At 64.5% G+C, this 15,412-nt stretch carries 13 protein-coding genes; 11 read left to right on the top strand and 2 right to left on the bottom strand.

The window, feature by feature from the left end; all coding sequences use genetic code 11:
- The first annotated feature begins 171 nt into the window (after positions 1-171).
- From RHOFW104R8_RS14855 to RHOFW104R8_RS14810, 10 genes are all read left to right on the top strand, one after another.
- Entirely contained in the window at positions 172-2,067 is a 1,896-nt protein-coding gene (locus RHOFW104R8_RS14855; RefSeq protein WP_235605153.1) for a TonB-dependent siderophore receptor, read from the top strand.
- Positions 2,068-2,181: 114 nt separating this feature from the next.
- A complete protein-coding gene (locus tag RHOFW104R8_RS14850) occupies positions 2,182-4,308 on the top strand; it encodes a TonB-dependent siderophore receptor (protein ID WP_201028709.1) in 2,127 nt (708 codons plus the stop codon).
- Positions 4,305-5,138, top strand: a complete 834-nt coding sequence (locus RHOFW104R8_RS14845) for a substrate-binding domain-containing protein (protein ID WP_082823652.1) — start codon at positions 4,305-4,307, stop codon at positions 5,136-5,138. Before RHOFW104R8_RS14850 ends, RHOFW104R8_RS14845 begins: the two co-directional genes overlap by 4 nt.
- An 81-nt stretch (positions 5,139-5,219) precedes the next feature.
- The gene (locus RHOFW104R8_RS14840) at positions 5,220-5,750 is read left to right on the top strand and encodes a DUF2478 domain-containing protein (protein WP_068091818.1); all 531 of its coding nucleotides are present in this window, start codon (positions 5,220-5,222) and stop codon (positions 5,748-5,750) included.
- Between the two features lie 18 nt (positions 5,751-5,768).
- Positions 5,769-8,060 carry a TonB-dependent receptor gene (locus RHOFW104R8_RS14835; protein ID WP_082823651.1) on the top strand — a complete coding sequence of 764 codons (2,292 nt, stop codon included), beginning with the start codon at positions 5,769-5,771 and terminating at the stop codon, positions 8,058-8,060.
- 7 nt (positions 8,061-8,067) lie between these two features.
- Positions 8,068-9,132, top strand: coding sequence for an iron ABC transporter permease (locus tag RHOFW104R8_RS14830; protein WP_201028710.1), 1,065 nt, complete (start codon positions 8,068-8,070; stop codon positions 9,130-9,132).
- The gene (locus RHOFW104R8_RS14825; RefSeq protein ID WP_082823650.1) at positions 9,129-9,893 is read left to right on the top strand and encodes an ABC transporter ATP-binding protein; all 765 of its coding nucleotides are present in this window, start codon (positions 9,129-9,131) and stop codon (positions 9,891-9,893) included. The genes RHOFW104R8_RS14830 and RHOFW104R8_RS14825 overlap by 4 nt, the downstream gene beginning before the upstream one ends.
- 14 nt (positions 9,894-9,907) lie before the next feature.
- Positions 9,908-10,969, top strand: a complete 1,062-nt coding sequence (locus RHOFW104R8_RS14820; RefSeq protein ID WP_082823649.1) for an ABC transporter substrate-binding protein — start codon at positions 9,908-9,910, stop codon at positions 10,967-10,969.
- Positions 10,966-12,000, top strand: coding sequence for a class I SAM-dependent methyltransferase (locus RHOFW104R8_RS14815; protein ID WP_153021663.1), 1,035 nt, complete (start codon positions 10,966-10,968; stop codon positions 11,998-12,000). Before RHOFW104R8_RS14820 ends, RHOFW104R8_RS14815 begins: the two co-directional genes overlap by 4 nt.
- A 76-nt stretch (positions 12,001-12,076) precedes the next feature.
- Complete coding sequence (locus RHOFW104R8_RS14810; RefSeq protein WP_153021664.1) at positions 12,077-12,952, top strand: DUF364 domain-containing protein; 876 nt, start codon at positions 12,077-12,079, stop codon at positions 12,950-12,952.
- Between the two features lie 166 nt (positions 12,953-13,118).
- Here the strand turns inward: RHOFW104R8_RS14810 and RHOFW104R8_RS14805 are convergent, their stop codons facing one another.
- Positions 13,119-13,718: an HD-GYP domain-containing protein gene (locus RHOFW104R8_RS14805; protein WP_201028711.1), complete on the bottom strand. Its 600-nt coding sequence runs from the start codon at positions 13,716-13,718 to the stop codon at positions 13,119-13,121.
- A gap of 125 nt (positions 13,719-13,843) precedes the next feature.
- Positions 13,844-14,641, bottom strand: a complete 798-nt coding sequence (locus tag RHOFW104R8_RS14800) for a TOBE domain-containing protein (RefSeq protein WP_068091833.1) — start codon at positions 14,639-14,641, stop codon at positions 13,844-13,846.
- Between the two features lie 250 nt (positions 14,642-14,891).
- Here RHOFW104R8_RS14800 and RHOFW104R8_RS14795 point away from each other — a divergent pair.
- On the top strand, positions 14,892-15,412 hold a 521-nt coding region (locus RHOFW104R8_RS14795; protein WP_201030312.1), incomplete at its 3' end, for a tellurite resistance/C4-dicarboxylate transporter family protein.

Below are 15,412 nucleotides of genomic sequence, written 5' to 3'. Positions count from 1 at the left end.
CCTGTGATTCCGAGCCGTATCCGCCTCACGCCGCTGGCTGCCTGCCTCTCCGCCGCCCTGCTACTGGCCTGCCATGCACCCGTCGCATCGGCGCAGTCGCCGGCACCCGAACAGCCCCGGGTCCAGTCTGGCAAGAAAGCCACCGCCCCCCGGAACGATGCCAAGCCGGGGGTGTTCGAGTTGGGCACCATTGTCGTGAGCGGCGCCCAACTGGACGGGCACGCCCCCAGTGAAAACGTGGTGACCCGGCAGGACATCGAGCGCTACAACCGCAACACCGTCGGCGACGCCGTCAATACCACCGCCGGCGTCAACCTTTCGCACAACTCGCGCAACGAGGACATCGTCTACGTGCGCGGGTTCGACGTCCGCCAGGTGCCCGTATTCCTCGACGGCATCCCCCAGTACGTGCCCTACGACGGCTATATCGACTTCGGTCGCTTCACCACGTTCGACCTTGCCGAGATACGGGTGGCCAAGGGCGCCGCGTCGCTGTTGTACGGCCCCAACATCATGGGCGGCGCGATCAACCTGGTGACGCGCAAGCCGGTCAAGGCCTTCGAGGGTGACGCCCGCGTGGGCGTGGGCTCCGGCAGCGAGCGCCAGGTGGCAGCCAATGTCGGCTCGAACCAGGGCAGCTGGTATTTCCAGGCGGGTGCCTCTTGGCTCGATGCCGACAATTTCCCGCTGGGCAACGGTTTCCGCGACAAGAAGAAGGTGCCCACCGATACCGGCGGCCATCGCGAGAACGCCGATCGCACCGACAAGCGTGTCTCGTTCAAGATCGGCCTGACGCCGAACGACACCGACGAGTACGCGCTGGGCTACGTCAAGCAGGATGGCGAGAAAGGCAACCCGGTCTATGCCGGCGATGTGAAAAGCGGCATCCGCTACTGGCGCTGGCCCTACTGGGACAAGGAGAGCCTGTACTTCATCAGCAATACGCAGCTGGGCGCCGACCACGCGCTGAAGTTCCGTCTCTATGGGGACAAGTACAGCAACGGTCTGGACGCCTATACCGACGGCACCTACGCGCAGCAACTGAATAACCAGAGCTTCCCGAGCTACTACGCCGACAAGACGCGCGGCGCATCGGCCGAGCTGGTCAGCAACCTGGACCGCCATGAACTGCACGTGGCCGTGCACTACAAGGAAGACATCCACGTCGAGAGCAATCCCAGTTCACCCACTAAGCGCTACCGCGACGTCACCGTCTCCGCCGCCGTCGAGGACATCATCACTCTCGCCGATGCCACGCGTCTGCGCCTCGGCGCGGGCTACGACCAGCGCGAGGCACGCGAAGTCTATTACTGGCCCACCGGCAAGACCCACACCACCAACGGCCTTGCCGAGCTGACCCACAACCTGTCGGACAACGGGCAAGTGTTCTTCAGCGTGGCGCGCAAAAGCCGCTTCCCGACCATCAAGGACCGCTACTCCGCCCGCATGGGCACGGCGCTGCCCAATCCCGACCTCAAGCCGGAGCAGGCCAGCCACGTCGAACTGGGCTGGCGTGGCACGCCGTGGACGGGCGCGTGGCTCGAGACCGCACTGTTCTACAGCCACATCAACAACCTGATCCAGAACAACCTGGTGCTTTCCGACGCCTGCTCGGGCATCACCTGCAACCAGGCACAGAACATCGGCAAGGCCCGTCATCGCGGTGCCGAGGTCAGCCTCGAGCAGCGACTGGGCGAGCAGTGGCGGATCGGCGTGAACTACACCTACCTCAATCGCGACAACCTCAGCAACCATGCCGTGCCGTTGCTGGACACGCCGACCAACAAGTTGTTCGCCCACGCATCCTGGAATCCGTCGGAACAGTGGGAGATCGTGGCCACGCTGGATGCGGAAAGCGGCCGCAGGGTCAGCTACGCGGGTTCCTCGGCGCTGTACCGTGGCCTCAGCGGGTTCGCCACGACCGGCGCGAAGGTGGTCTGGAAACCGCGCCGCGATCTCGCACTCGAAGCGGGCGGGCGAAACCTCGGCGACAAGAACTACGAGTTGTCCGACGGCTTCCCCATGCCGGGACGCACCTGGTTCGCCAACGCCCACTACAGCTTCTAGGCCTCACGGCCGCGCATGGCGATACGAACGCCAGGACAGATCATGCACCGGCAATGGTGCCGGTGCCCTGTGCCGCTGCCATGGCTTCCCCGCGATACATATCGAGAAACACGCATGAAACGCACACGAACCATCCATCGCCTGCTCGGGCTTGCCGGCATGGGGGGATACTGCACCCTGGCCATGGCCCAGAGCGCTGCGCCCCCCGCGCAAACCGATCTTGGAACGGTCCAGGTCGAGGCGGTGCAGGCAAGCTACCTCGCCGAGACCGTCGAGGTCGGCCCGCTGGGGCAGAAGAAGCCAATCGACGTGCCTTACGCGATCGGCACGGTCAACAACGACCTGGCGCGCAACCAGCAATTGCAAAGCGTGCGCGAGGCATTCCGCTACTTGCCCTCCGTGCAGGGGGAAAACATCCGGCCGCAATCGCGCGGACTGCAGGCCGGCGTGGTGCAAAACACGCGCATCGACGGCATGAACATCGCCGCCACCACCGACTACCCGATCGAACAGTTCCAGCAGATCGAGGTCTTCAACGGCCTGGCCGGCGCGCTGTACGGACCGGCCAGCCCCGCCGGCACGTTCAACTACGTCTTCAAGCGCCCTACCGACACCCCGCTGCGCCAGTTCAACCTGGGCCAGGATTCGCACGGGTCGGCCATCGGCCACATGGATTTTGCCGACCGCATCGGCAACGCCGGCCGCTATGGCTACCGGGTGAACCTGTTGAAGCAGGACGGCGAAGGCTACGTGGAGGGCAGCAACCTCAAGCGCCAGTTGGCCAGCGCCGGCTTCGACGTCCACTTCACGCCGACCACGGTGCTGGAGAACGATGCTAGCTACTACCGCTACCACACGCGCGGCCTGCCCGGCACGTTCAGCCTGGCACGCGGCGTGGTGTTTCCGTCGGCACCCGATCCACAGCGACCCGGCTATGGCCAGTCTTATGCCGGTGACAACAATGTCACGCGCATCCTCTCTTCGCGCCTGCGCACCGAACTTGGCCCGAACTGGCAGCTCACCGCCGGCATGTTGCGTGAAACCAACGATCGCAAATCCACCGTACCGACCAACACGCTGACCAGCAACACGGGTGACTACGTGACCACGGCGGCCACGACCACCTACAGCTACGACAAGATAGTCAGCAACGCCATTGCGCTCAACGGCAAATGGGAAACGGGAGGCTTGTCCCACGATCTGGTCGTGGCCAGCAACGGCTTTACCTGGACTCGCTACATACCGTTCGCCAAGGCTGCCGTGACGCTGGGCCGTGCCAACCTGGACCACCCCGTCAGCTTCCCCGAGCCGGTGCTTCCGAACTTCAGCCACCGCTACCGGGCGATGAACACCACGCAGCAATCGATCACCCTCGGCGACACCGTCGCGCTCAACGAGCAATGGTCCGTACTGGCAGCCGCCAGCCAGAGCATCATCAAGCTGCACAACTACGACAAGCAAGGCGCCACCACGTCGTCGTATGACGATGGCGGCGCCAGTTTCAACACGGGCGTGATGTACCGGCCCAGCCAGAAGTCGATGGTCTATGCGACCTACGCCGACAGCCTACAGCAGGGTGACAGTGCACCAGCAGGCGCGATCAATGCCGGCGAAAATCTGGCGCCCTCCCGCAGCAAGCAGTGGGAGCTCGGCTACAAGGTCGAGGCCGGCGGCATGTTCCTGAGCGTCGCACTGTTCCAGATCAGGCGCCCCTACGCCTATATCGGTCCGGACAACGTCTTCGGCCTGCAGGGACTGCAGCAGAACCGGGGCCTCGAGCTAAGTGCCAGCGGGGACATCGGCCGCGACTTCACCGTATTCGCCGGTGCAGCCCTGCTCGACCCCAGGCTGCGCGACACGGGCTCCGCCAGCACCGACAACAAGCAGGTTCTGGGGCTTTCCCGCGGTACCTGCAGCGTACTCGTCGAGTACCACGTGCCTGCCGTGAAGGGCCTGACGCTCAGCGTGAACACCTACCACGTCACCCGCCGCCCGGGCGACTTCGCCAACGCCCAGTTCGTCGACGGCTATACCGTAAGCGATCTCGGTGCCCGCTACCTGATCCGGATCGGCGGCAAGCCGGCAACACTGCGGCTGGCAGCGGACAACATCGGCAACTCGCACTACTGGGCCAACATCACCCCCAGCAGCCAGAACGGCTACAACAGCACCGGCAGCGGCACCGGCGCGCTGGGTGCTCCACGCACGATACGTGCATCCATTCAGGTCGACTTGCTATGACGAAGCTCCTTGCCTGCGGCGGACTCGTCGTGGCCGCGCTGGCCAGCCTCGGTGCCAGTGCAGCCACGACGCCGCCCCTGGAAGTCTATGCCGCCGGCAGTCTCACCGGCGTCATGAAGCCGATCATCCGCCAGTACACCGCCGCCACCGGGCAAGCGGTCACGATCCTCCACGGCCCGGCCGGCCTGCTGCGCGAACGCATCGAAAAGGGTGCCGACGCCGACGTCTACCTCTCGGCCAACATGGCTCACCCACAGCGGCTCGCCGCCGCCGGCAGAGGCACGCCGGCCGTGGTATTCGCCCGCAACAGCCTGTGCCTGACTACGCGTCACGACATCGGCCTCACCCCGGCGAATGTGCTGGACAAGCTGTTGCAGCCGTCCATCAGGATCGGGACGTCCACCCCGGTTGCCGATCCCGGTGGCGACTACGCCTGGGCATGGTTCGCCAAGGCCGAAACCGTGCGCCCTGGCGCGAGGAAGCTCCTCGAGGCCAAGGCCCGGAAGATGGTGGGCGGCTCCATCCCCGCCGCGGTTCCCGCCAAGCCCCCTTCAGGCAAGGAGCTGCTGCTGCTGCAGGAAAAGGTCGACGTGTTCTTCGGCTACTGCAGTTCGCGCGGCACCGTGCCGGATTCCGAGCTTGTTGTCGTGAAGCTTCCCGCGGAGCTGCAGTTGCCGATCGACTACGGCATGACGGTGCTGTTCCATTCCGCGGACCCGGCACGCCAGGCCCGGGCCGATCGCTTCGCGCTCTACCTGATGTCACCGGCGGCCCAACGAGAGCTGGTGCCATTCGGCTTCAAACCGGTCACGGAAACAGCCACCCACTAGCCAGGGATCGCCCTGCCCCCCGGCAAGGCATGCAGTGGACCCCAGGCATCACGAAGCCGGCGCGCTTCAGCAACGGGCATCATGAATCCGTATCCCAGCACGCACATCGCAGCCATCGTCTACACCGAACGTCGTGTGGTCGATGGCCTGCTGGCCGATTTCACCGAGTGCCTGCGTCAACGGCAGCGGCGCATCCTCGGCCTGCTACAGCAATACGCAGGCGAGAGCGAGCAAAAGCTGCTGGTCGACATCGACACCGGCGAGCGCTTCCCGCTTTCGCAGGATCTTGGTCCCGGTTCCCGATCGTGTGGTCTGGACCCCTGCGGCATCGCCGCCGCCAGCGCCGTGCTGCGCCGGGCGCTGGCGATCGACAGCGAACTGGTCATCGTCAACCGCTTCGGCGTGATGGAGGTCGCCGGCGGTGGCTTTGCCGCCGAATTGCTGGCCTTGATGAGCGAAGAGGTCCCCGTACTGACCGCGGTGGCCGAACGCCACCTCGTCCATTGGCGCAGCTTCAGCGGCCATGCCGCCCTCGAATTGCCCCCTCGCCTGGACGCGCTCGAACTGTGGTTCGACCGACTCGCGCCCATCGCTTCCGCTACATCCCCCTGACAATCACCGGAGCACCCCATGCGTTCCACAGCGCGTTTCCCCACTCCATTGGCCCTCACCCTCGCGATTGCCGCATGGCTTGCCCTCAGTCCGGCCGCCGCCAATGAATCCCCGGCACCCGCTGCTCGGGCAAGCCAGCCTGCGGAGCCATCCACCCCGCTGGATACGCAAACACTGCCCGCCATCAACGTCCACGCCAAAGCGGGGACGGTGCTCAGCCAGCCGGATTCGAAACCCTGGGCGCACAGCACGGTGTCCGGCAAGAGTATCCAGACTCTCGGCGGTCCCGCACAGACCAATCCCTATCGGTTGCTCGACATGATGCCCTCGGTCGACACCGAGTCAAGCGACGGATACGGCTTCGGCAACCGCAGCATCAACTTGCGCGGCAAGGGAAGTTTCCACCTCACGAGCAACGTCGAAGGCATCCCGATTGCCGGCATTGTCGGCGGCAGCGACCTGGTCGACCTGGAAAACGTGGCCAGTTACGAGCTGTATCGCAGTGCAATGCCGGCCAACGTGGGATTTGGCGTATCCAACACCACCGGTGCGCTCAACATGAATCTGCGGCGGCCCGAACAAGCGCCGTCACTAGAATTGAGTCAGGGCTTTGGCACCAATGCCTTCTCCCGCACGTTCATTCGTGCTGACAGCGGCGTGCTGGTCGCGACCGGCACCTCAATGTTTGTTTCGACATCGTACGTCAATGCCGATAAGTGGAGAGGGGGCGGAAAGTCGCCCGACGGCCAGCGCAACCTGACGATCGGCGTGGCCCAGCCGATCGGTACCGACGGTCGACTGGAATTGTTCGCAATGAAGAGTCACAGCGCCGGAAACTCGTATCGATCGATGACGTTCGCACAGACACAGAACAAGTCGAACTGGCGTAATTATGATTACGACAATCAGTTGGACCCGGCTAATCCACAGTTCTATTGCGGTTTCAATCGCCAGCAGTCCGACGACGTCGCGATCATCGGCAACCTGGTGCTTCCGATCGGCGAGCACGGCAAGTTCACGTTTCGGCCGTACTGGTGGGACGACGAGGGCTACAGTCTGTCTGCATCGGGGCGAAACGTGCGCCGTTGGGACAAAGTGCATTCCCAGCGAGGCTTCCTGACCCAGTACGAACTGCAGCTGACGCCAAATCTCGACTTCACCGCCGGCTACTGGTGGATGAACATGGAGTCGCCGCCGCCTCCGGTCTACCAGAAGGATTACACGCCCACTGCCGGCGGCGATCTCGTCTGGAACAAGTGGGCCTTGCTTTCGAAGCAGGGCACGCACAAGTTCCGCAGCCCGTTCCTGCAGTTGACCGGCAATTTCGGCCAGAACACGCTCTCCGGCGGCCTGCGCCTGGCCGAACAGGAACAGCCGTTCCTCTCGTATTACCAGATCACTCCGGCGCTGCCCGACGTCACCTACGGCCAGATCTGGTCGTACAACCCGAAGCTCGATCCCTGGCAACAGGTGAGCAGCAAGAACTTCTACCGCTGGCTGCCCAACCTGTCGTGGCGTCATGATTTCAACGCGTCGCTCGCGTTGACCGCCGCCTACGGTCGACGCATGGGACGCGCCGACTGGGGGCCGGCCGCCTCGACCTACAGCAGCAACCGCCAGGCGTTCGTCGACAAGGGCGTCAGCCTGCAGCGCGTGTTTTCCAACCTCAAGCCGGAGATCTCCGACAACCTCGATCTCGGCCTGCGTTACGACACCGATCGGCTGACGCTGGCGCCCAACGTGTACTACGCACGGTCGCGCGACAAGGAGGTCAGCCTGTATGACCCAATCATCGGGGTGGCCTACTACCAGAGCTTCGCGCGGGCCATCGCCAAGGGCATCGAACTGGAAGGCAGCTACCAGCTCAACAAGGCGCTGGCCGCGACTTTTGCCGCCTCATGGAACCGCTTTGCCTTCGACGGAAACATCCGCACTACCAGCGGCGCGGCGATTGCCACCGATGGCAAGCAAGTCCCCGACGCGGCGCAGGTACTGGGCAAGCTGGGACTAAACTGGCGCTACCGGAGCTGGAACGTCGCCCCCATCATGCGCTACGTCGGAAAGCGCTACGGCGACATCCTCAACAAGGAGAGAGTGGACGGCTATTTCCTCGCCGATCTGCATGCCGGATACGAGTGGAGCAACGCGGGCGCCCTGCGTGACGCAAGCGTCACCCTGTCGGTTCTCAACCTGTTCGACAAGAACTACATCGGCCTCGTCTCTTCCAGCGACCTTAACCTCAACGCGAGCACGTCGTACTACGCCGGCGCGCCACGCACGGTAGCACTCACCTTCAACGTGAAGCTCTGAGCGCTGCATGGGCATGCCGACGACATCGACGGCCGCACCCACCGTACGCACGGCCTCCCCGGCGCACGCCGGGTGGCCGGGCTATGGCATCTTGCTGCTGTTGTCACTGGCCGTGCTGGTGCTCGCCATGGTTTCGATGGGGCTCGGACGCTACCGGCTGCCGATCCAAACGGTGATCGACGTGTTGTGGTCGGCGTTGGCCAACAAAGCCTCGGGATACTCGCCAGCCATCGAAAACGTCGTACTGGCGGTGCGCCTCCCGCGCGTGCTGGCCGCGATGCTCGTCGGCGCCAGCCTCGCAGGGGCCGGCGCCGCCTATCAAACCCTGTTTCGCAACCCGCTTGCCTCGCCGGCCATCCTTGGCGTCTCGTCCGGTGCCGGCTTCGGCGCCGCACTGGCCATGTTGCTGGGCGGCGGCGCACTGGCCGTCCAGGGCTTCTCGTTCGCTGGCGGCATCTGTGCCGTCGGGACCGCCATCTTCATTGCCGGACATCTGGGCAAGGATTCCGCATTGGTTCTGGTGCTGGCCGGACTGGTTGTTTCGGCGTTGTTCCAGGCTCTGACCTCGGCGACCAAATACCTGGCCGATCCCCTAGACACCTTGCCGACCATCGTATTCTGGCTGCTTGGCAGCCTGGGTCGAGTCACTGCGTCCGACCTGTATTTCGCCGCCCCGTTCAGCGCGCTCGGCATCGTCGCGCTGTTCCTGCTGCGCTGGCCCACACAAGTGCTCGAGGCCGGCGACGACGAAGCGCGAACGCTCGGCGTGCCGGTGCGCTGGCTGCGCGTCATGCTGATTGTGGCAGCCACCCTGATGACCGCCGCGGCCGTGAGCATTTCCGGCATCGTCGGCTGGATTGGGCTGCTGGTGCCTCATCTGGGCCGTTTGATGATCGGCCCGGCCTATGCACGTTTGTTGCCTGCATCGATCCTGCTGGGCGCCGGCTTCCTGCTGCTGGTGGACGATCTGTGCCGCAGCGCTTTTGCCACGGAACTGCCGCTAGGTATCGTCACCGCGATCCTTGGCGCCCCCGTATTCGTCATCATTCTTGCGCGGGCAAGACGGCAATGATCCTGAGCGTCGAACAACTGGTCTACCGGCGAGCTACCGGGCAACCCGCCATCCTCGACGGGATCGATCTAGCGCTGGATACCGGCGACGTTCTCTGTCTGCTCGGACCCAATGGCACCGGCAAGACCACCCTGTTGCGCTGCCTGATTGGAGCACTGCAGCCCGAGCGCGGCTGCGTGCGTATCGATGGTGTTGCGCAACATGACGCGCGCAAGCGCGCTCTCATTTTGGCCTACGTGCCGCAGGCTGCCGGTGACAGCGGCCTATCGCTTCTTGATATTGTCCTGATGGGGCGCACCCCGCATCTGCGGCCGCTGGCGACTCCCGGAACCCGTGACCGACAGCTTGCACATGAAGCCTTGCAGCGTGTCGGTATAAGCCGGCTGGCTGACCGACCATTCAACCGGGCCAGTGGTGGCGAACGTCAGCTCGCCCTGATCGCACGCGCACTGGCGCAACAACCACGCCTGCTGTTGCTGGACGAGCCTACGGCCAGCCTCGATCTCGGCAACCAGGCACGGGTGCTGCGCATGATCCGCGACCTCGCCGCCGACGGCCTGGCCGTACTGCTCACTACCCACCAACCCGAGCACGCGCTGCTGCTGCGCTCGTTGGTGGTGACGCTCGCCGGTGGCCGGGTCGGTGCCTGCGGCCCGGCCACCGAGGTGTTGCAGGGCCCTTCCCTGTCCGCGCTTTACCAGACCCCGGTCGAGGTTATCTCGCACCACGGGGTACCTCTGGCTTGCGTACCTCTACTCTGATCCGGATCCCGACGATGCGACTCCCATCCCTCTTGTTGCTGCTGTCATTGCTGCTTGCGTCGCCGGGCCATGCGGCCGACATGCACATCGTGCACGACATGGCCGGCGACGCGGTGAGCGTACCGGTGCACGTCGACCGCGTCGTCACGCTTGGCGCGACACCGGTGATCAACAGCTTGCTGTTTGCAGTCGGCGCCGGCGACAGGATCATCAACGGGCTGGGTACCTTCGGACGCCAAGGACGCTGGAACTATCAGTACAGCTTCGCGCCGCGCCTGGCTTCCCTGCCACCGCTGGCCAACCTCGACCGCAGCGCCAATCTCGAAGCGCTGCTGCAGGCGGCGCCCGACGTGGTGCTGACCATGGACCGCAGCACCGCACAGAGCCTGCGTCGCGCGGGCCTGCTCGCTTTGTACATGGCCTGGCGGCAACCCGAAGACGTAAAGGTCGTGGTCAATCTGCTGGGTGACCTGCTGGAAAGACCCGTGGCCGCCGCTCGGTATACCGCGCGCTTCGACAGCCTGCTCGACGAAGTCGGCGACCGCCTGCGCGGCAAGAACATCAGGCGTCCGAGCGTGCTCTATTTCAGCCCGAAGACGCTGACGCAGCCGCACCTGATCGTCGAATGGTGGATCCGCGCCGCAGGCGGCGAAAGCGTCACCGACAACCACCGGCGCACCGAATCGTACAGCTTCGGCATGGAGCAATTGCTGGCGTGGAATCCGCAATTCCTGATCGTATCCAGCCCGGAAGAAGCGGTCGGCGTACGCACCGACCCGCGCTTCGCCAAGCTCCGCGCCGTGCGTGAAGGCCACGTCCTGATTGCCCCGTGCGGCGCCCACACGTGGGGCAACCGCACCTCGGAGCAACCCCTGATGGTGCTGTGGGCCGCCCAGCAATTTCATCCATCCCTGTTCACCGACGTCGACATGATCGAGCGCTCGCAGCGCTTTTATCGCGAAATCTACGGTACGACGCTGACGCATGCACAAGTTGCCGAGATCCTTGCCGGCGGACCACGCCGTGCCACGCCCACGCAGCAAACCCAGACCGCAACCCAAGGAGTCATGCCATGAACCTGCCCCGGATCCACGAACTAATGCGACTCAGTGCCTTGACGCCCCTGCCGTCGGTGGCGGCGATCAGGCGCACCGTCGACGGCTACAAGAATTTCCAAGCGTTGCTGGCGGGCTATCGTTGCGGCCTGTTCGACTGGCTGGAACAGCATGGACCGGCCGAGCGGCCGGTCATCGCCGAGGCGCTGCAGTTGCGCGGCGCCCACCTGGGTGCGTTTCTGCAGACGCTGCAGGATCTCGGCCTGGTCGAGCGCGAGGGCAACGCCTATGCATTGGCGAACCATATGCATGGGGTGCTCTGCAACAGCAGCGAGTGGTGCCAGGCGGAAACGCTCGAGCAGTTGCTGGCGCCCCACTGTGGCTGGTCGGATCTCGGCCTCTTCATGGACAACGAATGGATCCAGAACACACCACCCGAAGTGGCGGCCACGCATGACCCGTTCCTGGGCGAAGCACTCCGCCTGGCCGCACACCTGGCGGAGCGGCAAGCGCAGCACCCGGACCAGTGGCTGAACCTGCTCTGCTTCGACGGCAGCCATGGTTTGTTTGGCGCCGCCATCGCCCAACGATTTCCGCAGGCCAGGCTCATCGTGGTGGTGCCTCCGGAAACGGTGGAACGGGTTCGACAATTGCTGGAACTCCACGGCGTATCCGCCCGCTGCGAGGTCGTGGGCGGCACCCCGCTGGAGCCGCAGTTCCCCGCCCAGTTCGACCATGTCATCGTGTTCCACAGTCTCTATGCGGTGCGCAAATCCATCGACGATGCACTGCTCGCGCTCGCCGGTTGCCTGGACCCGGGTGGCGAACTCTGCCTGGCCCACTGGTTCTGCCTGGAAGCATGCGAAACCGCGCCCGGTGGCCTGCGTGACCTCGACAAGGCGGTGCTGACCGACAGCCATTCGCTGTGCGGCATCGAGCGATTCGGCGGCCGCCTCGAACAGGCCGGTCTGGCCCATCCCGAGCGGCACGACCTTGCTGGCGAATATGGTCAGACCAAGGTGCACTTCGCACGCAAGCCCTCCGCCTGCTAGTCCGCCGCCCGCGAGCCGTGCGCACCGGGGACAGTGCGTATCGGCTCTCCCTCTCCTCGTCGCCGAGAGCATGCTAATGATCATCACCGACACTATCCCATCTCCCGCCAGCTTGCTGGCCGAACTGCATGCCGAAGTACTGCTGCGTTTGGGCGCCGAAGCCCAGACCCTTTACCTGGAGCGTGCCGTGCTCGGCATCTTCTTTACCGGAGTCAAACTATCCAACGGCGCTGGCGGCCTGTGCGCGACGCCGATCAAGAGCGTGCCCGAAGCCGTTTGCTGCCCCAGCTCGGCCAGGGCCATGCCGGTGCCGGGAAAGATCCGCGGTCGCACGATCAGCCATGTGCTTGATGACCTATATCGGCCTCAGGACCTTCGGCGCGGCCTGGCAATTGCCACGCTCAATGCGCTCGCCGAAACGTTATGGCTGCGCAATGGGCCACCCGCCGATGTCGAAGTGCGCGAAGGTGATGCGTTCGACGCCCTGCCGATGCAGCCGGGTGACCGCGTTGCGCTGGTCGGCGCATTCCCGCCTTACATGCGCATGTTGCGCAAGCGCGGCCAGCCGTTCAACGTGCTGGAACTCGACCCCGCTACGCTCAAGCCAGACGAGCTGCCGTACTACGAGCCCGCCGAGCGGGCGCCCCAGGTGATCCCAAATGCCGACATCTTCATCACCACCGGCACCACGCTGGTCAACGGATCACTGGACAGCCTGCTGAGCCTGCTTAGACCCGGCGCCCAGGCGGCGGTAATCGGGCCCACGGCGACTCTGCTCGCCGAGCCCTACATCCGTCGCGGCGTCACCGTGATCGGAGGAACCCGCGTGCGCGCCGTGGACGAGCTTCTCGATCTCCTAGCCGAAGGTGGTTCCGGTTATCACTTTTTTGGCAAGACGGTGGAACGCGTGACGCTATGCGCCCCCAAGGACCTATTCCAATCACCTCAATAGAACCGCTATCGGCGATACAACACAATCCATGATCGTGATTATCAGTGCGTGTCTGGCAAGCTCCGCATTGAGTCACTGAGGCTGAATCCGGCCCCTGCTCGCCTAAATCTTTTCCATTTGTTCATAATCGAAGCGCTTGCGACTCGAATCACAGTGCGCAGCATGATTACCCGCGACTCTCGCCGAACTGCATGAACCAAGTCTCGTCCCGGGACAGGATCAGATCCACCATTTGCGGATCATGCTTGCCGCCGCTTTCGTCCCGCAGCGTCGTCATGGCCTCGCGGTGGGAGCGCTCCAGGCGGTAGGCGCGCGGTTCGGTCATTGCGTCATAGCTGTCGGCGACGGAGAGCAGGCGCGACAGCAGGGGTATGGCCTGCCCTCGCAATCCGTCCGGGTAACCGCTGCCGTCGTAGTGCTCGTGATGATGCCGGATGACCAGGGCGATGTCGTCCCGCCACGGCAGGCCGGGGTCGGCGCGCACAATGCGCTCGCCGCGTTCGCTGTGGCTCTGCATGATCGCCCACTCGGCGGCATCCAGCGGGCCGGGCTTGCGCAGGATCGCGTCGGGTATGCCGATCTTGCCTATGTCGTGCAGGCGGGCGGCCGTACCGAGGATCAGCAGATCGCTGCCCGAGAGGCCGAACACGCGAGCCAGCGCGAGGGCCAGCATGCCGACCCGGGCGCAATGGACCGCCGTATGGGCATCGCGATGCCCGAGAGTCTCATGCAGCACGGGCTCGATGCGCGAGAGCCAAGTCTCCACCAGTAGTCCCCTTGATGCTCGTCGACGGAATCACTTGCGGGGTGCGATGCGGGATCGCCCCTGCCCGGGCACGGATCGCCGGCCGGCCGCCCTGCCCGATGCATGGCGCGCCAACGACACATCCCTCAGACGGCCACCGCCAGGATCACATGGGAGGCCTTGACGATGGCGCTCATCGCCATGCCTTCGACGATTTCCATGTCGTCGATGCTGTCGTTGGTGATCGTGGCTACCAGCTGTTTGCCGGCAGCAAGCTCCAGCGCTACCTCGCCATTGACGGCACCTTTCCTGCAACTGGACACGATGCCGCGCAGGCGATTGCGCGCGCTCAGGCGCAGGCCTTCGTCCTTCGACAGGATCACGAACGACGACTTGATCAGCGCGATCGCACTGACGCCGACGGCCAGCCCCAGATTGTCCACGCTGTCGTTGGTGATGATCGCCACCAGCTCGTCGTCGCCATCGAGGCGAAGCGTGACCTGGCTGTTCACCGCGCCGCGCTGAAGTGCGCAGACGGTGCCGTCGTACTGGTTTCTTGCACTGGTTCGCAGCATGAGATTGTTCACCCTCTGCAACAGCTGATTGAAGTCCCCTTCAACTACCCCCGACAGCGCGCGCACCTGCAGCGCATCCAACGCCTGGTAGAACGCCAGCAGCCGGCGCCCGGTTTCGGTCAGGCGTGCCCCACCACCGCCGGTGCCGCCCAGTTCGGTCTGTACCAATGGCTTGGCGGCAAACGTATTCAGCGCGGCGATCGCATCCCACGCCCCCTTGTAACTCATCTTCACGGCGCGCGCGGCAGCGCTGATCGAGCCATGAATCTGCAATGCCAATAGCAGCCGTACCCGCACCGGCGTCAGGCTGGTACGGGCTCCCTTCAGGTCGAGCGAAGGGCGGACACCTTGCAACAGGCTTTTGCTCATGGGGAGGACGTTCGTATGCATCTTGGAGTGATGAATGCTCGCACATCAAACCAATCCGGTGTACCGCCAAACTGTATCCGTGCCCTCCACCGATGCGAAATTGACCGCGGTCAATTTGCAGCCAGCCTGATCACTCTAATCTGCCGTTGGCACGATCGTTACATACGTCGACGGGCCAGCACCGCGCTTCGCCGCGTGATATTCGCTTCGAGCGCCGCGGCCTCGCTACTGACCACCCTGGAAGCGCCATATGCATCGGGTATTGCACTATCCATCTTCCGCGCTGGGCGGCCTTTCTCCGGCCTATTTCGGCATGGTGATGGCCACGGGCGTCGTCTCCATCGGCGCCTGGCGACTGGGCCTGCCGAAGCTGGCGTGGGGCATGTTCGGACTCAACCTCGGGATCTACTTCCTGCTCTGGCTGCTCTACGTCGCCCGCCTTGTCCGCTACCCGCGACTGTTCGCCAGCGATCTCACCGACCACCTGCGCGGGCCGGGCTTCTTCACCATGGTGGCCGCCTCCAGCATCCTGGGCAGCCAGTGCCTGCTGCTGGCCGACAACGTCCGCGGCAGCCTGGTGCTGTGGCTGGTGGCCATCGTACTGTGGTTGGCGCTGACCTATTCGGTGTTCGCCGCCTTCACCATCAAGGAAAGCAAGCCCACACTGGATCGCGGGATCAATGGCGGCTGGCTGCTGGCGGTGGTGGCGACCCAGTCGATTGCCGTGCTCAGTGCATTGCTGGCCGCGCATGCGGATCAACCGTTCAAGCT

Origin of the sequence: Rhodanobacter sp. FW104-R8 (genome assembly GCF_001617365.1) — a bacterium.
In the GTDB taxonomy this organism is placed as follows: Bacteria; Pseudomonadota; Gammaproteobacteria; order Xanthomonadales; family Rhodanobacteraceae; genus Rhodanobacter.
The sequence above is the reverse complement of the archived record's forward strand: the minus strand, read 5'-3'. Positions and strand labels throughout refer to the sequence as shown.